The following is a 17,954-nucleotide window of genomic DNA, read 5'->3' on the forward strand; positions in this document are numbered from 1 at the left end:
CTCCGCCCGGGCGGAGGCCGCCCTCAGAGCGCCAGCCCGACCCCCAGCAGGACGCCGTAGCCGAGCTCGAACAGGCCGGTGCCCGCGAGCACCGGGACGAGGAGCGGACCGCGCGCACCCGCGATCACCGGGACGGTGAGGAGCGCGGCGGGCAGCAGGAGCACGAGCGTGCCGAGCGCCCACGGCGACGCGAACGCGCACACCACCGCCAGCAGGAGCGGGACCCAGATCATCGCGACGTAGGCGCGGCGCGCCCGGAAGTCGCCGAGCCGCACCGCGAGCGTGCGCTTGCCCGCGACGACGTCGGTCGGGATGTCGCGGATGTTGTTGACCATGAGGATCGCGCACGCGAGCAGGCCGACGGCGACCGCGCCGACCGCGGACGGCCACGTGACGACCCCGGCCTGGGTGTACGTGGTGCCGAGCGTCGCGACGAGGCCGAAGAACACGAACACCCCGACCTCGCCGAGGCCGCGATAGCCGTAGGGGTTCCGCCCGCCCGTGTAGTACCAGGCGGCGAGGATGGCGAGGGCGCCGACCGCCAGGAGCCACCAGTGGCCCGTGACCGCGCACAGGACGAGCCCCAGCACGCCCGCGACGCCGAACGCGGCGAACGCCGCGGCGCGGACCTGCCCGGGGCGCGCGAGCCCGGACGCGGTGAGCCGCAGCGGGCCGACGCGGTCGAGGTCGGTGCCCCGCACGCCGTCCGAGTAGTCGTTCGCGTAGTTCACGCCGACCTGGAGCGCGAGCGCGACCCCGAGGGCGAGCAGCGCGGGCCAGAACGCGAAGCCGTCCACCTGCGCCGCGGCACCGGAACCCACGATGACGGGCGTCGCGGCGGCGGGGAGGGTGCGCGGGCGTGCGCCCGCGACCCACTGGGTCGTGCTGGCCATGGTGCTCCGTCTCGGTTCGTGCGGCTCGGTTCGTGCGGCTCGGGTCGTGCGTCTCGGTCGTGCGGCGGGTGGGCCGGCCGGGCTCAGCCGGGCGGAGTCCGCCCGTGCCCGGCGGCGATCCGGGCCACCGCGGCGCGGTCCACCTTGCCGGGCCCGCGCCGGGGGAGGTCCGGGACGACGAGCACGCGGCGGGGTGCGGCCGCCCGCTCCAGCCTATCCGCGACGCGGCCCCGCACGGCGGCGACGAGATCGGGCGGTGCGCTCGCCACGTCCTCGGCGCCCGTCGTGCCCGCCGTGCTCGCCGTGCCCGCCGTGCCCGGCGTGGCACCGTCGTCGCGCTGCGCGCCCGCGAGCGTGACGACCGCGACGACCTCGTGGCCCCACTCGGGGTGCGGCACCCCCACGACGCAGGCCTCCCCGACGCCCGCGACCTCGCCCACCACGGCCTCGACCGCCGCCGGGGCGACGTTGACGCCGCCCGAGACGATCACGTCGTCCGCGCGGCCGAGGACGGTGAGCACCGACGCGTCCGGAGGGCCGTCGAGCCGGCCGACGTCGCTCGTGCGGAACCAGCGCGTGCCGTCGTCGTCCCTGCGGAACGCGGCCGCGGTCGCGTCCGGCTCCCCGAGGTAGCCGTGCGCGAGGAACGGCCCCGAGAGCTCGACGACGCCTGCGCCCGCGGCGACCGCGTCGTCCGCCGGGACCAGCCGGACGCGCGCGCCCCGGAGGGGGACGCCGTCGTACACGCAGCCGCCGCACGTCTCCGTCATGCCGTACGTGGTGACGACGCGCGCCCCCGCGGACCGCGCGCGGCGCAGCAGCGCGGGCGGCGTCGCGGCGCCGCCGAGGAGCACGGCGTCGAGCGTGCGGAGCGCGTCGAGCCCCGCGGCGCCGTCGTCGGTCCCGGCGTCCGCCGCCGCGACGAGGCGGTGGAGCTGGGTCGGGACGAGCGAGACGTACCGCCGCTCGCCGCGCGGGGCGCGCGCGACGAGCGCCGCGAACCCGCCCGGGGTGAAGGGCTCGTCCGGGGGCGCGACCGTGAGGCCGCGCCCCGCGGCGTGGGCGCGCGCGACGACCTGGACCCCGGCGACGTGCGTCGGGGGCAGCGTGAGGAGCCAGTGCCCCGGTCCGCCCAGCCGCTCGTGCGTCGCGGCGCCCGACGCGCGCAGCGCCTCCGCACCGAGCAGCACCTCCCGGGGCGCGCCCGTCGAGCCCGACGTGCGCAGCACGAGCGCGGTGCCGGCAGGCACGTCGGCCGAGGTCGACCCGGAGCCCGGGGGCCGGGGGAGCAGCGGGACGGGCGCGACGGGCGGCCCGTCGCCGTCGAGCGCGGCCCCGACCGCCGCGACGAGAGCGTCCAGATCTGCGGGGACGACGGCGCGGTTCACCGGATCAGCCTAGGTCGGGTCGTACCGTGGCCGAGGACACAGGTCCGTCGTGGTGCCGGCACGGGCAGGGGCCCCGGGTCGTCGGGGAGGTCGAGGGTGACGAGGACGGGACGAGGAGTCCGGGGGACCGCGCTCGCCGCGGTCGTGGTCGCGGCGGCGGTCGCGCTCGCCGGGTGCGCGGGCGAGCCGGCGGCGCCGAGCACCACGACGGTCGAGCCGGACGTGTCCGGCACCAAGGGAGTCCCCCCGACGCCGGACGTCCCCCTCGTGTGGCCGCTCACGGGCGTCGCGGCCGACGAGGTCGCGGACCGGCCGGCGCTCGCGGTGAAGATCGAGAACGCGCCCCAGGCACGCCCGCAGACCGGGCTCGAGCAGGCGGACGTCGTGTGGGAGGAGGTCGTCGAGGGCGGCATCACCCGCTTCGTCGCCGTCTTCCACTCGCAGGTGCCGGAGAGCGTGGGCCCCGTCCGCTCGGTGCGGCCGATGGACCCGGCGATCGTCGCTCCGCTGCACGGCGTCCTCGCGTACACGGGCGGGCAGCAGCCCTTCATCGACGCCGTGGGGGCCGCGGGCGTCCAGTCGGTCGTCATGGACGAGGGCGACGACGGCTTCACGACCACCCGGGCGCGGCGCGCCCCGCACAACGTGTACGGCAGCCCCGAGGCGTTCTGGGCCCAGGCCGACGACGACCGCACGTCCCCGCCGCCCGCGCAGCTCGTGTTCGCGCGTGAGCCGGGGACGGCGACCGCGACGGTCGCGGGCGCTCCCGCGACCCGGCTCGACGTGCGCCTCACCCACGCCAGCCGCGCCGTGTGGGAGTGGGACGGCGGCGAGGGCCGCTACGTGCGGAGCGAGGGCGACCGGCCGGCGGTCTCCGCGGACGAGGTGCGGCTGTCGGCGACGAACGTCGTGCTCCTCGCCGCGACGATGGTGGACACGCCGTTCAAGGACCCGGCGGGCGTGGCCGTCCCCGAGACGCAGCTCGTCGGGACCGGTGACGGCGTCGTCGCGAGCGGCGGCAAGCAGGTCGCGGTGACGTGGTCCAAGGAGGGGGTCGAGGCCCCGCTCGTGCTCACCGGGGCGGACGGCGAGCCGGTCGAGCTCGAGCCGGGCGCGTCGTGGATCGAGCTCGTGCCGACCGGCTCGGGGAGCTGGACCGCCGGCTGACCCTCCGCCGTGGGGCGGACGGCGTCCGCCCCACGGCGTACGACCGCTCCGCCCCGAGGGGGACCGCCCGCCGCCCAGGTCGAGCCGCGGGGCCGACGCGCCGAGGGGGTCCCGGGCGGCACCGTGGAGTCATGGCAACCGTCGTCCCGCACCCCGTCCACCCGTCCCAGCCCCGCACCCCGTCCGAGGGCGCCCCGCAGCGCGCGGACCAGACCCCGCTCCCGCCGTCGTACGCGCCGCGCGCGTCGCGCGACGACGAGCCCGGCGTCGCCCGCTCGGCCGCCCCGGTCGTCGTCTCCGTCGGGCTCCTGTTCGGCCTCGCCGTCGCGGCGGCGTTCGTCGGCCGCGGCCTCATCGAGATGCTGACGAGCCTCGTCGGCGGCTCCTGAGCCTGCTCGTCAGAACGCGTAGCCGAAGCGTCCCCAGTCCGGGTCGCGCCGCTCGAGGAACGCGTCGCGGCCCTCGACGGCCTCGTCCGTCATGTACGCCAGCCGCGTCGCCTCGCCCGCGAAGACCTGCTGCCCCATGAGTCCGTCGTCCGCGAGGTTGAACGCGAACTTCAGCATCCGGACCGCCTGCGGCGACTTCGTCGCGATCACCCGCGCGTACTCGATCGCGAGCGCCTCCAGGTCGGCGTGGTCCGCGACCTCGTTGACCGCGCCCCACGCGTACGCGTCCTGCGCGGAGTACTCCCGTGCGAGGAAGAAGATCTCCCGCGCGCGCTTCTGGCCCACCTGCCGCGCGAGGTACGCCGAGCCGTAGCCCCCGTCGAACGACCCGACGTTCGCGTCGGTCTGCTTGAACCGCGCGTACTCGCGGCTCGCGATCGACAGGTCCGCGACGACGTGCAGCGAGTGCCCGCCGCCCGCGGCCCAGCCGTTGACGACCGCGACCACGACCTTCGGCATCGTCCGGATGAGCCGCTGCACCTCGAGGATGTGCAGGCGGCCCGCGCGCCCCGGGTCGACGGCGTCGCGCGTGTGCACGTCGCCGCCGCCGTCGGGCGCGGTCGTGTACTGGTAGCCGGAGCGCCCGCGGATCCGCTGGTCGCCGCCCGAGCAGAACGCCCACCCGCCGTCCTTGGGCGACGGCCCGTTGCCCGTGAGGAGCACGGTCCCGACGTCGGACGTCATGCGCGCGTGGTCGAGGACGCGGTACAGCTCGTCGACGGTGTGGGGCCGGAACGCGTTGCGCACCTCGGGCCGGTCGAACGCGACGCGGACCACGGGCAGGTCGCGCACGACGGCGCCGTCGGCGTCGCGCTCGACGCCGCGGTGGTAGGTGAGGTCGGTGAGTCCCTCGAAGCCGCCGACCTCGCGCCAGGCGCGGGGGTCGAACGTCTCGGAGACCTGGCGGGGGAGCGCGGCGGGGTCGGGCGCGGCGGAGGCGGGGTCGGTGCTGCTCACGCCCGCCACGGTAGCCGGTGCGCGAGGGACCGGCGTGCGCGTGCCGGGGCGAGGCCGAGCACGAGCCCGGCACCGACCACGAGCGTCCCGACGACCGACCGCGCGGTCGGCTCCTCGAACCCGAGCACGACCGACGTGGCGAGCGCCGCCACGGGCAGCAGGCCCGCGAACAGCCCGGCGCGCGCGGGACCGATCGTCGCGAGGCCCGAGTACCAGAGGAGGAACGCGACGGCCGTGACGACGACGGCGAGGTAGGCGAGCGCGGCGAGCTCGGCGCCGTCGGGCACGGCGAGGAACGGGCTCCCCGACACCCGCTGCCGCACGAGCCCGAGGACGGCGAGCTGCGGGACGGCGAGGACGCACGCGTAGGCGGAGACGCGCAGCGCCCCGAGCGTCGGCAGGAGGGGGACGGCGAGGAGGGAGAAGCACACCTCGCACGCGAGCGCGCCGAGCGCGAGCGCGACGCCGACGGGGTCGCCCGCGCCGCCGCCCTCGACGACCACGACCCCGGCGGTCACCACGACGGCGGCCGCGAGGGTGCGGACCGCGAGCCGCCGGGCCCGGAGGGCGCCCGCGGCCGCGAGGACGACGGGAGAGGCGCCCACGACGGCCCCGACGAGCGACGGGTCGGCGCGGCCCGCGCTCTCGACGACGAGGACGCTGAAGCCGACGAGCCCCGTGGCCGCGAGCGCGGTCAGGCGCCCGAGCGCGCGGGGCGAGGGGAGGACCCACGGCACCCGGCGCACGGCGAGGACGGCGAGGAGGACGAGCGCGGCGACGGCGTAGCGCGCGGCCTGGCCGCCCAGCACCGGGAACCCGGCGAGGGCGGCGGACGCGACGAACGACGAGCCGACGATCGCCATGCCGACGGCGCAGCGCAGGTCGCCGGTCCGTCGGCTGCCGGGACGCTCGGGTGCGGGAGTCATGCCTCGACCGTAGGAGCCGGTTGGACCAGGGTGCAGGGCCAGGTCGTGCCTGGTTCACTGGGCCAGATGACCACCCGGCTCGCGCCCGACGCCCTGCTGCTCGCGCTCGGTCCGCGCCCCGCGCGCGACGTCGGCCGCTGGCTGCAGGACGGCCTGCGCGCGGCCGTCGTCGAGGGGCGGGTCCCGGCGGGGACGGTCCTGCCGTCGGGCCGGGACGCCGCCGTCGCGCTCGGGGTGTCGCGCGGCACGGTGACGACGGCGGTGGACGTGCTCGTCGGTGAGGGGCTGCTCGTGTCCCGGCCGCGATCGGGTGTCGTCGTCGCGGCGCTCCCCGCGGCGCCGTCCGCCCGGAGCGCGGTGCTGCTCGGCGAGGCGGGCCCCGGAGCCGCCCGGGCCGGCGCAGCGGCGGCCCGGCCGGTGAGCGTCGGGACGCCGGACCCGGCGCTGTTCCCCCGGGCCGCGTGGGCGCGCGCGGTCCGCGACGGCGTCCGCGGGCTCGCGGACGCCGACCTCGGCTACCCGGACCCCCAGGGCCTGCCCGCGCTGCGCGCGGCGCTCGCGGAGCACCTGCGCCGCAGCCGCGGCGCGCACGTGAGCGCGCACGACGTCGTCGTGGTGAGCGGCGTGGCCCAGGCGCTCGCGCTGCTCGCGCGGCTGCTCGCCGACGGCCGGGTGGCGCCCGGGCCGGACCCGGGCCCGGGTCCCGTCACGGTGGCCGTCGAGGACCCGTCGTCGAGAGGCGCGCTCGAGCTCCTGCGCGACGCGGGGACCCGGCCCGTCGGCGTGCCCGTGGACGCCGACGGCCTGCGGACCGACCTGCTACCCGCGGACGCGCGCGCGGCGCTCGTGACGCCCGCGCACCAGTTCCCGCTCGGCGTCGTGCTCGCCCCGGCGCGCCGTCGTGCGCTGCTCGCGTGGGCCGCCGCGGGGGACCGGCTCGTGCTCGAGGACGACTACGACGCCGAGCTGCGCTACGACCGCCGGCCCGTGGCGTCGGTACAGCCCCTGGACCCCGAGCGGGTCGTGCTCCTCGGGTCCGTCTCCAAGCTCCTGTCGCCCGCGCTGCGGCTGGGCTGGGTCGTCGCGCCGCCGCGCGTCGTCGGGCCGCTCGTCGAGGCCAAGCGCCACGCCGACCTCGGTACGTCCGTCCCCGAGCAGGCGGCGCTCGCGGCGCTCCTCGGCTCGGGGGCGTACCAGCGGCACCTGCGCCGGGCCCGGGTCGTCTACCAGCGGCGGCGCCGCGCGCTGCTCGCCGCGCTCGGCGAGGCCCTGCCCGGCGTCACGGTCGGGGGCGTCGCGGCGGGTCTCCACCTCGTCGTCCCGCTCCCCGGCCCGGCGGCCGAGGACGCGGCGGTCGACGGCCTGCGCGCGGCCGGCGTCCCCGTCGAGCCCCTGAGCGGGACGGGCGTCGAGCGCGCCGAGCCGACCGAGCACGGCGTGGTCGTCGGCACCGCGCGCGTGCGCGAGCCCGAGGTCGCGCGCGTCGTCGACGCGCTGCGGGCGGCGGGCGCGGGACGCCTGCCCGCCTGACGAGCACACGGCAGGTGCCCTACGGTGTGCGGGTGGGGACGACGCCGACCGAGACCGCCGACCGACGACCCGCACCGCGGCGCCAGGCGCGCGGTGTCGCGCGCCGGGACGCGATCGTCCGCGCCGCCGCGGACCTCATCCTCCAGGACGGCCCTGCTGCGGTGACCCACCGCGCCGTCGCGACGCGCGCCGACGTCCCGCTCGCCGCCACCACCTACTACTTCACCGGCCTCGACGACCTCATGGGCGCGGCGGGCGAGCTCATCGTCACCGGGTGGGCGGAGCACGCGCACGGCGCCGCGGAACGTGCGGCACGCGGCGGCGACCGGGCCCGGGAGGACGCGCGCGTCCTCGTCGACGCCGTCCTGCCGCCCGGCGGGGAGAGCGAGCTGCGCGGCTTCTACGAGCACCTCGTCGGCGCGGGCCGCTACCCGGCGCTCGCCCGGGCCTACGGGAAAGGGCGGCAGGGTCTGGACGACGCCGTCGCGCAGCTCCTCGCCGTCCGGGGACTCGGCCACGTCGCGGCGTCGCTCCTCGTCGCGGTCGTCGACGGCGCCGCCGTGAGCGCGCTGAGCGAGGGGCGCGACGTGCGGGCGCTCGCCGTCCGCCTCGTCGGCGAGCTCGTGGCACCCGGACCGCGCTGAGGTCGGGCGCAGCGGCCGGGTAGCCTCGCGGCCCATGACCCGACGCCCGTCCACCGCCCGACCCGCCCTGCGCGACCGCCTCGTCCCCGAGACCACCCGGACCCTCGTCTCCACCGTCGTCGCGCTCGTGACCGGCCCGGTCGTCGTGCTCCTCGCCGAGGGCCCGCTCGGTCTCGACGACGGGACCGTCCCCGTGGCGGCGGGCCTCCTCGTGTGGGTCGTGCTCGCCGGGCTCTCGTGCACGCTGACGTGCGTCGCGTTCGCCGGGCGCCGCGGCCCCGAGCTCGAGCGGGCGCTGCTGCGCGCGCACCCCGACGGGCGCGGCCGCGTCCGCACGCTGCTCCTCGGCGGCGGGTCGACGGCGTGGTCCGTCCAGTTCGCGGTCATGGCGCTGCTCGTCGGGTTCGCCCTCGCCCAGGGCGTCGCGTGGGCTGCGGCCCCCGCGCTGACCGTCCTGGGGGTCGCGGTCATCGTCGTGTCGTGGGTCGCGGTGCTCGTGTCCCACACCGTGCACTACGCGCGGCGCGACGTCGCGGCGGGCGACGGCCTCGGGTTCGCGTTCCCCGGCGAGGGACCGCGCGCCTACGCCGACTACGTGTACCTCGCCGCGGGCGTGAGCACGACCTTCTCGACCGCCGACGTCACCGTCCTCGACACGGTCACGCGCCGGATGGTCACGACCCACGCCGTCGTCGCGTTCGCGTTCAACGCCGTGATCGTCGCGCTCGTCGTGGTGGTGCTCGTCAACGCGTGAGCGCCGTGCCCGTGCCCGTGCCCGTGCCCGTGCGCCGCGCCCGTGCCCGGGCCGCGGGCCGACGACGACGCGTGGCATAGCCTGGGCGCGTGCCCGACTCCCGCGCCGTCGTCTACCGCACCCGACTCACCACCCGGTTCCGCGGGCTCGACGCGCGCGACGGCGTCCTCCTGCGCGGAGACGCCGGCTGGGGCGAGTTCTCGCCCTTCTGGGACTACGACGACGCCGAGTCCGCGGCGTGGCTGCGCGCCGCGCGCGAGGCGGCCGACGACGGCTGGCCCGCCCCCGTCCGCGACCGGGTCCCCGTGAACGTGACCGTCCCCGCGGTCGGGCCGGACCGCGCCCGGGAGCTCGTCGCCGCGTCCGGCGGGTGCCGCACCGCCAAGGTCAAGGTCGCGCAGCGCGGACCCGACGGCGCGCTCGAACCCCTCGACGCCGAGGTCGCCCGTCTCGAGGCCGTGCGCGACGCGCTCGGCCCGGACGGTCGGGTGCGCGTCGACGCGAACGGCGCCTGGGACCCCGACGAGGCGCTGCGCCGCCTCCCGCACCTCGACCGCGCGGCGGGCGGGCTCGAGTACGTCGAGCAGCCGTGCCCCGACGTCGCCGGTCTCGCGGCCGTGCGGCGCGGCCAGCGGGGCGACACCGCCGTGCCCGTCGCCGCGGACGAGTCGATCCGGCGCGCCGAGGACCCGCTCGCCGTCGTGCGCGCGGACGCGGCCGACGTCGTGGTGCTCAAGGTGCAGCCGCTCGGCGGTGTGCGCGCGTGCCTCGACCTCGCCGAGCAGGTGCGCCTGCCCGTGGTCGTGTCGTCGGCGCTCGAGTCGTCGGTCGGCATCGCCGCGGGCGTCGCTCTCGCCGCCGCGCTCCCCGCGCTGCCCTACGCGTGCGGCCTCGCGACCGTGAACCTGTTCGCCGCCGACGTCGTGGCCGAGCCGCTCGTGCCCGTCGACGGGGCCCTGCCCGTGGCCCGCCCCGCGCCGAGCGCGGCGGCGCTCGCGGCGACCGCGCCCGACGCGGACACCGACCGGCGGTGGCGGGCGCGGCTCGACCGCGTCGCCGGCCTCGCGCTCGCGGGAGGGGCACGATGAGCGCCGCCGTCGACCCGCTGCTCGACGGCCTGGACGCCCAGCCGCCCGCGGTGCGCAGCGCGTTCGCGCTCGTGCACCGCCTCGCGCTCGAGGGCGTCGCGGACGTCGTGCTCGCCCCCGGGTCGCGCAGCGCCCCGCTCGCGTACGCGCTCGCGGCGGCGGCCGACCTCGGCCGCCTCACGCTGCACGTGCGCGTCGACGAGCGCGCGGCCGGGTTCCTCGCCGTCGGGCTCTCGCGCGGCGCGGGCCCGCTCGTGCGCGGCGGCGTCGCGCTGCCCCGGCCCGTCGCGGTCGTCACGACGTCCGGCACGGCCGTCGCGAACCTGCACCCCGCGGTCCTCGAGGCGCACCACACGGGCGTCCCGCTCGTGCTCCTCACCGCCGACCGGCCGCACGAGCTGCGCGGCACGGGCGCGAACCAGACCACCCACCAGGCCGGGATCTTCGGTCCCGCGACGCGGTTCGCGGCGGACGTCCCGGCGCCCGACGGCCGCCCGGGCGAGGTCCGTGACCTCCTCGCCGTCACGGCGCGCGCGCTCGCCGAGGCCGTGGGCGCGCGCTCGGGGCACCCCGGCCCGGTGCACCTCGACCTCGCCTACCGCGAGCCGCTCGTGCCCGCCGGGCTGCCCGGCACCCCTCCCGACGCTGGGCCCGCTGGACCCGCTGTGCCCGACGCGCTCGGCGCGCCCGCGGCCGTCGGCCCGGACCCCCGCGGCGTCCGCCCGGTCGTCGTGGTGCCGGCCGCCCCCGCGGCGGTGCCGACCGCCGTCGCGCCGGGCGACGTCACGGAGCCGCTCGGCACGCCCGTCGCGCCGGTCGCGCTGCCGGCCCCCGGCGAGCGGACGGTCGTCGTCGCGGGCGACGGCGCGGGCCCCGTCGCGCGCGACCTCGCCGAGGCGCGCGGCTGGCCGCTGCTCGCCGAGCCGTCGTCCGGGGCGGCGGGCGGCCCGCGCCTCGTCGTCGCCCACCCGCTCGTGCTCGGGGCCGACGCTCTCGTGGACGACGTGGAGCACGTCGTCGTGCTGGGGCGGCCCACGCTCTCGCGGCCGGTGCAGCGCCTGCTCGGCCGAGGTGACGTCGCGGTGACCGTCGTGGCGCCGGGCTCGCGCCCCTGGCCGGACGCCGCACGCAACGCCTCGACCGTGCTCCCCGTCGTGCCCGCGGGCTGGCTCGACCCCGCGCCCGCCACGGGCTGGGCCGAGCGGTGGCGGGCGGCGTCGGCCGCGGCGGCGGACGTCGTCGCGGCGGCGACCGACGGGGCCCGGACGGACGGCCCGAGCGTCGCACGCGCGGTCGCCGCGGCGGGCGGCCCGGACGACCTGCTCGTCGTGGGATCGTCGAGCCCGGTCCGCGACCTGGGCCTCGTGCTCGGCCTCGACGGGCCCGGCCCGCGCGTGCTCGCCAACCGCGGGCTCGCGGGCATCGACGGCACCGTGTCGACGGCGCTCGGCGCGGCCCTCGCGACGGGCCGGGGCCACCGGCGCACGCGCGCGCTGCTCGGCGACCTCACCTTTCTCCACGACGTCGGCGGGCTGCTGCGCGGACCGGACGAGCCGCACGCCGACCTGCAGCTCGTCGTCGTGAACGACGACGGCGGCGCGATCTTCTCGGGGCTCGAGCCCGGGGCGCTGGGCGAGTCGTCCGCGGGCGCGCGCCGCACGTTCGAGCGTGTCTTCGCGACGCCGCACGGCGCGCACCTCGCGCCGCTGTGCGCGGGGTACGGGGTGGACCACCAGCTCGTCCAGGACGTCCCCTCGCTGCGCCACGCCCTCGCGGCCCCGAGCCACGGCGTGCAGGTCCTGGAGGTGCGTGTCGGGCGCGCGGACCGTCGTCGCGAGGGCCTGCGCCTCGCGGACGACGTCCGGGCGGCCGTGCGCGCGGCGCTGTCCTCGGGCGGCTGAGGGGCGAGAAGAAACTCGCAGCGGACTCCCAGGTTCGTTCAAGCGTCGTTCAAGCGCGGCGGTGTGAAGTAGTGGGCAGAAGAAGGAGGCCCACCATGACGAACACCCCGGGCACCGAGCCCACCCCCACCCCGACGCCCGACGCCACGCAGCCGCTGCCGGCCGCGACCTCGGGCGAGCAGGCACGGGTCCAGCCGTCGGCGCACCCGACCGGCCACCCGACGCAGCCGCTCCCGCCGCACCCCGTCCAGCACCTCACGACGCCGCAGCCCGCCCCGACGAGCCACGCCACCGCGCCCGCGGGGCAGACGCCCGCCGCAGCGCCGGCCAACCCGTACGCGCGCCCCGCGCAGGGCGCGCCCGGCGCGCACACGCCGTCCGGCAGCTTCGGCCCGCCGCCCGCGCCGCCCGCGCCGACCATGGCCGGCGAGAGCGGCGCCCCGCAGCGTCGCCGCACCTGGGTGCCGGTCGTCAGCGCGGCGGCCGCCGCCGCGCTCCTCGCGAGCGTCGGCACCGCCGGGCTCACCGGCGCGTTCGGCGCGGACCAGGACACCGCGTCGCTCGCCGACGTCGGCCAGCAGCACGAGACGTCGGCCGCGCCCGTCGCCGACTCGTCGTCGCAGAACCCCGACTGGGAGGCCGTGACGAAGGCCGTCGCGCCGTCGGTCGTGGCGATCCAGGTCCAGACCCCGCAGGGCGGGGCCGAGGGCTCGGGCGTCATCATCGACGACAAGGGCCACGTGGTGACGAACAACCACGTGGTGTCCGGCGCCGAGAACGACACGGTCCAGGTCACGCTCAGCGACGGCCGCCTGTTCGACGCGAAGATCGTCGGGCTCGACCCGGCGACGGACCTCGCCGTCGTACAGCTCGTCGACGCCCCGGACGACCTGCAGCCCGCGACGCTGGGCGACTCCGACGACGTGAGCGTCGGCGAGTCGGTCCTCGCGGTCGGCAACCCGCTCGGCCTCGCGAACACGGCCACGACCGGCATCGTGTCGGCCGTCGACCGCCCGGTGTCCGCGTCGGGCGAGGGCGGCGGCACGTCCGTCGTCACCAACGCGATCCAGATCGACGCCGCGATCAACCCGGGCAACTCCGGCGGCCCGCTGTTCGACGCGCAGGGTCGTGTCATCGGCATCACGTCGTCCATCGCGACGCTGTCGAGCGGCGGCACGCAGTCCGGCTCGATCGGCCTCGGGTTCGCCATCCCGGTGAACCTCGCCAAGACCATCGGTCAGCAGCTCGTCGACAACGGGACCGCGGAGCACGCGTTCCTCGGCGTGACGCTCGCCGACGCGACCGCGACGGCCGACGGCGTCACGCGCCGCGGCGCCGAGGTCCAGGAGGTGACCGACGGCTCGCCGGCCGCCGACGCGGGCATCCGCTCGGGCGACGTCATCGTCGCCATCGACGGCCACTCGGTCGGCGGTGCGGAGTCGCTCACCGCGTTCGTGCGCGAGCGGGCCGCGGGCGCCGAGTCGAAGCTCACCGTCGTGCGCGACGGCAAGACGCTCGAGCTCGACGTCACCCTCGCGACGCGCCCGGCGGACGACGAGACCACCGGCCAGGGGTCGCAGGACGGCCAGGGCCAGCTGCCCGGCCAGGACGGCCAGGGCCAGCTCCCCGGCCAGGGCGACCAGGGCGGCGACCAGGGTCAGCAGGGCGACCCGACCGACCCGGGCAACGTCCCGAACCCGTTCGACTGGTTCTTCGGCGGCCAGGGCTGACCCGGCGCCGCACCCCGTCCCGCCACCTCCTCTGACCGTGGCGGGACGGTGGGCCGTCGGGGACGTCCCCGCCCCGGCGGCCCACCGCACCGAGCGGCCGGCACGGAACTCCGTGCCGGCCGCTCGTCGTCGTCCGGGGTCTCCCGCCGGGGGTCTTCCGCCGGGGGTCTTCGCCGGGGTATGGACGCGGGGCGGTGGGGCGTCAGGCGTCGCCGAGCGCGTAGCGCATCGGCTCGAGCTTGGCCTCGGACTCGGCGACCTCGGCCGCCGGGTCGGACGCCGCGACGATCCCGCACCCGGCGAAGAGCCGCACGGAGCGCGGGTCGGTGCCCGACAGCTCGGCCGAGCGCAGCGCGATGCCCCACTCGCCGTCGCCGTCGGCGCCGAGCCACCCGACCGGCCCGGCGTACCGGCCGCGGTCCATGCCCTCGATCTCGCGGATGAGGTCGCGCGCGACGACGGTCGGCGTGCCGCACACCGCCGCGGAGGGGTGCAGCGCGGCGGCGAGCGCGAGGCTCGTCGGCCCGGCCGCGGGACCCGTCGTGCCGGGCCCGCTCGCGCCGCGCGCGAGGACGGCCGTCACGTCGGACGCGAGGTGCATGACGTTCGGCAGGTGCAGCACGAACGGCGAGTCGGGGACGTTCATCGACGAGCAGAACGGGGCGAGCGCCTGCGCGACCGACCGGACGGCGTACTCGTGCTCCTCCAGGTCCTTCGACGACCGGGCGAGCTGCGCGGCCCGCAGGAGCGCCTCGTCGTCGGACAGGCCGCCGCGCCGGATCGTGCCGGCGAGCACACGGGACGTCACGAGGCCCTTCTCGCTGCGGACGAGCAGCTCGGGGGTCGCGCCGACCAGCCCGTCGACCGAGAACGTCCAGCACGCCTCGTAGGCCGAGGCGAGGCGGGCGAGCAGCCAGCGCGGGTCCACGGGCTCGCTCGTGTGGGCGACGACGTCGCGCGCGAGCACCACCTTCTCCAGCGCGCCCGAGCGGATGCGCTCGACGCCCTCCGCGACGACGGCGGCCCAGTCGTCGGCGCCGAGCGCGCCGTCGTGCCAGGCCACCTCGCCCGGCGCGCGCACGGGCTCGCGCGGCGTGCGGCGCAGGGCGTCCGTGGGGGAGGAGGACAGCGAGCCGGCGGTGTCGACGGTCGTGAGCCACGCGTGCCCGTCACGCCGCCCGACGACGACGCGCGGCACGACGAGGACCCCGCCGGCCCGGACCGGGTCGTGCGCGTCGTCGCCCGGCGCGGAGTCGTCGAACGCGAACGAGCCGAACGCGACGGGGCCCGTTCCGGGCAGGCCCACCTCGTCGCGCACGACCGCGCGCGCGAGCGTCTCGTGCCACGCGGCCTCGGCGTCGGCGAACCGGCCCGGGCCCCACGTCTCGAGCCGCAGCGCCTCGCCCCAGCCGACGATCCCGTCGCCGCGGCGCACCCACGCGAGGGGTCGCGTGTCGGGCAGGAGGTCGACGAGGGCGTCGAGACCGCCGGGCAGGTCGGGGATCCGGGTGGTCCTCACGACCAGCGGGTGGGGCTGTGCGGCGGTGGCCGACGGTTCTGCGCTCATCGCCTCCCAGCGTAAGCCGCGACGGTGCGACCGCGGGCGCGGGGACGTGGAAGCATGGGCGGCATGCCCCGTGCCAACCTGGACAAGAAGCCCTCCGAGGTCGCGTCGATGTTCGACGGGATCGCCTCCCGGTACGACCTGACCAACGACATCCTGTCGCTCGGGCAGGACCGCGCGTGGCGCCGGGCGACGGTCCGCGCGATCGGCGCGCTCCCGGGCGAGAAGGTCCTCGACCTCGCGGCGGGGACCGGCACGTCCTCGGAGCCGTTCGCCGACGACGGCGTGCGCGTCGTCCCGTGCGACTTCTCCCTCGGCATGCTCCAGGTGGGCAAGGAGCGCCGTCCGGACCTCCCGTTCGTCGCCGGGGACGCGACGCGGCTCCCGTTCGCGGACGGCACGTTCGACGCGGTGACGATCTCGTTCGGGCTGCGCAACGTCGTCGACACCGAGGGCGCGCTGCGCGAGATGCTGCGGGTCGTGCGACCGGGCGGGCGCGTGGTCATCTGCGAGTTCTCGACCCCCACGTGGGCGCCGTTCCGCGTCCTGTACCAGGAGTACCTGGTCCAGGCGCTGCCGCGCATCGCCTCGGCGGTGACCCGCGAGGGCGGGTCGTACCAGTACCTCGCCGAGTCGATCGCCGCGTGGCCGGACCAGGAGGGCCTGGGCCGTCTCCTGCTCCGCGCGGGCTGGGAGAAGGTCGCCTACCGGAACCTCTCCGGCGGGATCGTCGCGCTGCACCGGGGCGTGCGCCCGGCCTGACGGGACGCCAGGTCCACGGCCCCGCGCGTGCCGCGCGGGGCCTTCTCGGCGACCCCGGCGGCGCGCGACCCCGGCGGCGCGCGTGCGCGGCGCTGACCTGGGACGACGGCGCCCCGGGCGGGCACAGACGCGCGGGAGGCTAGGCCATCGCGGCGCCGGCCCCCTTGCCCGCGAGTCCTCGTCCCCAGGGCCGGTCGTCGCCGGGTGCCAGGACCTTCGTCACAGGATCTCCCAGGGAAGGGTCGCCTTGCTACACATCTCCCGTCCGGAGTGACTAGAGTGGCGGTGTCCATTGTGACCGACTTCACAAGGACAGTGGATGCACCGTGTCCCGAGCCGGGCCACGGTGGAGCATCGCACGAGGACTCCGACGACGGGACGGCGAGGTGGGCACGGTGGGCGCGAGGCTCGACGACGCCGACGTGATCGTCGTGGGCGCCGGCCCGGCCGGTTCCGCGGCCGCCCACTACTGCGCCGCCGCGGGCCTGAGCGTCCTCCTCCTCGAGAAGTCCGCCTTCCCGCGCGACAAGATCTGCGGCGACGGCCTGACGCCGCGCGCGGTCGCCGAGCTCGTGCGCATAGGCGTCCCCACGCGCGTCGAGGACGGCTGGATCCGCAACCGCGGGCTGCGTGTCGTCGCGAGCGGCCGCTCGTGGGAGCTCGCGTGGCCGGACCTCGCGTCGTACCCCAGCTACGGCATGGCCCGCGCGCGCCACTCGTTCGACCGCACGCTCGCCGAGCACGCGCAGCGCACCGGCGCCAAGCTGCTCGAGCGCACCGCCGTCACCGGCCCCGTCCTCGACGAGCGCACGGGCCGCGTCGTCGGCGTCACGGCGCGCCCCGTGGACGAGAAGGGCCGGCGCGCCGGGGACGAGGTCACCTACCGGGCGCCCGTCGTCATCGCGGCCGACGGCGTCTCGTCCCGCTTCGCGCTCGCCCTCGGCCTCGCGCGGCGCGAGGACCGCCCGATCGGCGTCGCCGTCCGGACCTACTTCCGCACGCCCCGCCACGACGACCCGTGGATGGAGTCCCACCTCGAGCTGTGGGACGGCAAGCCCCGCGAGTCGAACCTGCTGCCGGGCTACGGCTGGATCTTCTCGCTCGGCGACGGCACGGCGAACGTCGGCCTCGGCTCGGTCAGCTCGACGCCCGCGCGGCAGTCCGCGGCCAACGTCGACTACAAGGACCTGTTCGCCACCTGGATGCGCAACGCGCCCGCCGAGTGGGAGTTCACGGAGGAGAACCGGCTCGCCCCGGTGCGCGGCGCGGCGCTGCCCATGGGCTTCAACCGCACGCCGCTGTACACGCGCGGCGTGCTGCTCGTCGGGGACTCGGGCGGCATGGTGAGCCCGTTCAACGGCGAGGGCATCGCGTACGCGATGCAGGCCGGGCGGGCCGCGGCCGACGTCGTGGCCCAGTCCCGCGTGCGCCTCACCGACGCGGGCCGCGAGCGTGCGCTGCAGACGTACCCGCGCCTCATGCGGCGCGAGCTCGGCGGCTACTACACGCTCGGCCGGTACTTCGTGAAGCTCATCGAGCACCCCGAGATCATGCGGATCTGCACGCGCTACGGGCTCCCGCGCCCGGTCGTCATGCGGTTCGTCCTCAAGCTCCTGTCGGACTGCTACGAGCCCCGCGGCGGCGACTGGGTCGACCGCGTCATCGCCGGGCTGACCAGGGTGGTGCCATCGTCATGAGCCCACGAGGTGGGCCGGCACCCGCGCACCACGCAGCGCCGGCACTCGCACCACCTGACCGCGGACCCGGACGACGCCGTCCGGGGAGACCCGTCCCGAGCCCCCACTCGAGGAGTCGACGATGACCAACCCGTACGTCCCGCTGCTCGTCCTCATGGGCGTGGCCGCCGTGCTCGCGCTCGGCGGCGTCGCCGCGAGCGCGGTCATCGGCCCCAAGCGGTACAACCGCGCCAAGCTCGACGCCTACGAGTGCGGCATCGAGCCCACGCCCCACGCCGTCGGCGGCGGGCGCTTCCCGATCAAGTACTACCTCGTCGCGATGACGTTCATCGTCTTCGACATCGAGGTCGTCTTCCTCTACCCGTGGGCCGTCGACTTCGCGACGCTCGCGACGTTCGGGCTGGTGGCGATGCTCGCGTTCCTCGCGCTCATCACCGTCCCGTTCGTCTACGAGTGGCGCCGCGGCGGCCTCGAGTGGGACTGACGGTGGCACCCAGCGTGGGT

At 77.5% G+C, this 17,954-nt stretch carries 16 protein-coding genes; 11 read left to right on the top strand and 5 right to left on the bottom strand.

Annotated features, from left to right (window positions below):
• Window positions 1-23 precede the first annotated feature (23 nt).
• Window positions 24-893: a 1,4-dihydroxy-2-naphthoate polyprenyltransferase gene (locus AC3WT4_RS08295; protein WP_074808794.1), complete on the bottom strand. Its 870-nt coding sequence runs from the start codon at window positions 891-893 to the stop codon at window positions 24-26.
• Between the two features lie 83 nt (window positions 894-976).
• Window positions 977-2,281: an AMP-binding protein gene (locus AC3WT4_RS08300; protein ID WP_492315220.1), complete on the bottom strand. Its 1,305-nt coding sequence runs from the start codon at window positions 2,279-2,281 to the stop codon at window positions 977-979.
• Between the two features lie 96 nt (window positions 2,282-2,377).
• On the opposite strand from AC3WT4_RS08300, the gene AC3WT4_RS08305 reads away from it, so the two are divergent.
• Window positions 2,378-3,448, top strand: coding sequence for a DUF3048 domain-containing protein (locus AC3WT4_RS08305; protein ID WP_074808797.1), 1,071 nt, complete (start codon window positions 2,378-2,380; stop codon window positions 3,446-3,448).
• Window positions 3,449-3,579: 131 nt separating this feature from the next.
• Window positions 3,580-3,837 (top strand): hypothetical protein, encoded by a 258-nt coding sequence (locus AC3WT4_RS08310; RefSeq protein ID WP_108051261.1) that lies wholly within the window; start codon window positions 3,580-3,582, stop codon window positions 3,835-3,837.
• A gap of 9 nt (window positions 3,838-3,846) precedes the next feature.
• Here AC3WT4_RS08310 and AC3WT4_RS08315 read toward each other — a convergent pair whose 3' ends face one another.
• Both AC3WT4_RS08315 and AC3WT4_RS08320 read right to left on the bottom strand, forming a co-directional pair.
• Entirely contained in the window at window positions 3,847-4,854 is a 1,008-nt protein-coding gene (locus AC3WT4_RS08315) for a 1,4-dihydroxy-2-naphthoyl-CoA synthase (protein ID WP_492315221.1), read from the bottom strand.
• On the bottom strand, window positions 4,851-5,780 hold the full coding sequence (locus AC3WT4_RS08320) for an EamA family transporter (protein ID WP_492315222.1): 930 nt from the start codon (window positions 5,778-5,780) through the stop codon (window positions 4,851-4,853). Before AC3WT4_RS08320 ends, AC3WT4_RS08315 begins: the two co-directional genes overlap by 4 nt.
• A gap of 66 nt (window positions 5,781-5,846) precedes the next feature.
• Between AC3WT4_RS08320 and pdxR the strand changes: the two genes are divergently transcribed.
• From pdxR to AC3WT4_RS08350, 6 genes are all read left to right on the top strand, one after another.
• The gene (pdxR, locus tag AC3WT4_RS08325; RefSeq protein ID WP_492315223.1) at window positions 5,847-7,310 is read left to right on the top strand and encodes a MocR-like pyridoxine biosynthesis transcription factor PdxR; all 1,464 of its coding nucleotides are present in this window, start codon (window positions 5,847-5,849) and stop codon (window positions 7,308-7,310) included.
• A 32-nt stretch (window positions 7,311-7,342) separates the two neighbouring features.
• Window positions 7,343-7,954, top strand: a complete 612-nt coding sequence (locus AC3WT4_RS08330; RefSeq protein WP_051028633.1) for a TetR/AcrR family transcriptional regulator — start codon at window positions 7,343-7,345, stop codon at window positions 7,952-7,954.
• A 34-nt stretch (window positions 7,955-7,988) separates the two neighbouring features.
• The gene (locus AC3WT4_RS08335) at window positions 7,989-8,708 is read left to right on the top strand and encodes a DUF1345 domain-containing protein (RefSeq protein WP_108051267.1); all 720 of its coding nucleotides are present in this window, start codon (window positions 7,989-7,991) and stop codon (window positions 8,706-8,708) included.
• A gap of 89 nt (window positions 8,709-8,797) precedes the next feature.
• Window positions 8,798-9,796, top strand: a complete 999-nt coding sequence (locus AC3WT4_RS08340; protein WP_074808809.1) for an o-succinylbenzoate synthase — start codon at window positions 8,798-8,800, stop codon at window positions 9,794-9,796.
• On the top strand, window positions 9,793-11,697 hold the full coding sequence (gene menD, locus AC3WT4_RS08345) for a 2-succinyl-5-enolpyruvyl-6-hydroxy-3-cyclohexene-1-carboxylic-acid synthase (protein ID WP_492315224.1): 1,905 nt from the start codon (window positions 9,793-9,795) through the stop codon (window positions 11,695-11,697). Before AC3WT4_RS08340 ends, menD begins: the two co-directional genes overlap by 4 nt.
• Before the next feature lie 95 nt (window positions 11,698-11,792).
• Window positions 11,793-13,427 (top strand): S1C family serine protease, encoded by a 1,635-nt coding sequence (locus tag AC3WT4_RS08350; protein ID WP_492315225.1) that lies wholly within the window; start codon window positions 11,793-11,795, stop codon window positions 13,425-13,427.
• 202 nt (window positions 13,428-13,629) lie between these two features.
• Here AC3WT4_RS08350 and AC3WT4_RS08355 read toward each other — a convergent pair whose 3' ends face one another.
• Window positions 13,630-14,994, bottom strand: coding sequence for an isochorismate synthase (locus AC3WT4_RS08355; protein WP_492315226.1), 1,365 nt, complete (start codon window positions 14,992-14,994; stop codon window positions 13,630-13,632).
• 63 nt (window positions 14,995-15,057) lie between these two features.
• Between AC3WT4_RS08355 and AC3WT4_RS08360 the strand changes: the two genes are divergently transcribed.
• From AC3WT4_RS08360 to AC3WT4_RS08370, 3 genes are all read left to right on the top strand, one after another.
• A complete protein-coding gene (locus tag AC3WT4_RS08360; RefSeq protein ID WP_108050269.1) occupies window positions 15,058-15,753 on the top strand; it encodes a demethylmenaquinone methyltransferase in 696 nt (231 codons plus the stop codon).
• A gap of 395 nt (window positions 15,754-16,148) precedes the next feature.
• The gene (locus tag AC3WT4_RS08365) at window positions 16,149-17,450 is read left to right on the top strand and encodes a geranylgeranyl reductase family protein (protein ID WP_492315227.1); all 1,302 of its coding nucleotides are present in this window, start codon (window positions 16,149-16,151) and stop codon (window positions 17,448-17,450) included.
• Between the two features lie 121 nt (window positions 17,451-17,571).
• A complete protein-coding gene (locus tag AC3WT4_RS08370; protein ID WP_021481795.1) occupies window positions 17,572-17,934 on the top strand; it encodes an NADH-quinone oxidoreductase subunit A in 363 nt (120 codons plus the stop codon).
• Window positions 17,935-17,954: the final 20 nt, after the last annotated feature.

Source organism: Cellulosimicrobium sp. EB106-03-01-XG111, from assembly GCF_058792115.1.

Coding starts and splice junctions, on each gene's coding strand:
- AC3WT4_RS08350 (WP_492315225.1), top strand. CDS start 11,793: ATGACGAACACCCCGGGCACCGAGCCCACCCCCACCCCGACGCCCGAC.
- AC3WT4_RS08295 (WP_074808794.1), bottom strand. CDS start 893: ATGGCCAGCACGACCCAGTGGGTCGCGGGCGCACGCCCGCGCACCCTC.
- AC3WT4_RS08370 (WP_021481795.1), top strand. CDS start 17,572: ATGACCAACCCGTACGTCCCGCTGCTCGTCCTCATGGGCGTGGCCGCC.
- menD (WP_492315224.1), top strand. CDS start 9,793: ATGAGCGCCGCCGTCGACCCGCTGCTCGACGGCCTGGACGCCCAGCCG.
- AC3WT4_RS08335 (WP_108051267.1), top strand. CDS start 7,989: ATGACCCGACGCCCGTCCACCGCCCGACCCGCCCTGCGCGACCGCCTC.
- pdxR (WP_492315223.1), top strand. CDS start 5,847: ATGACCACCCGGCTCGCGCCCGACGCCCTGCTGCTCGCGCTCGGTCCG.
- AC3WT4_RS08360 (WP_108050269.1), top strand. CDS start 15,058: ATGCCCCGTGCCAACCTGGACAAGAAGCCCTCCGAGGTCGCGTCGATG.
- AC3WT4_RS08355 (WP_492315226.1), bottom strand. CDS start 14,994: ATGAGCGCAGAACCGTCGGCCACCGCCGCACAGCCCCACCCGCTGGTC.
- AC3WT4_RS08320 (WP_492315222.1), bottom strand. CDS start 5,780: ATGACTCCCGCACCCGAGCGTCCCGGCAGCCGACGGACCGGCGACCTG.
- AC3WT4_RS08310 (WP_108051261.1), top strand. CDS start 3,580: ATGGCAACCGTCGTCCCGCACCCCGTCCACCCGTCCCAGCCCCGCACC.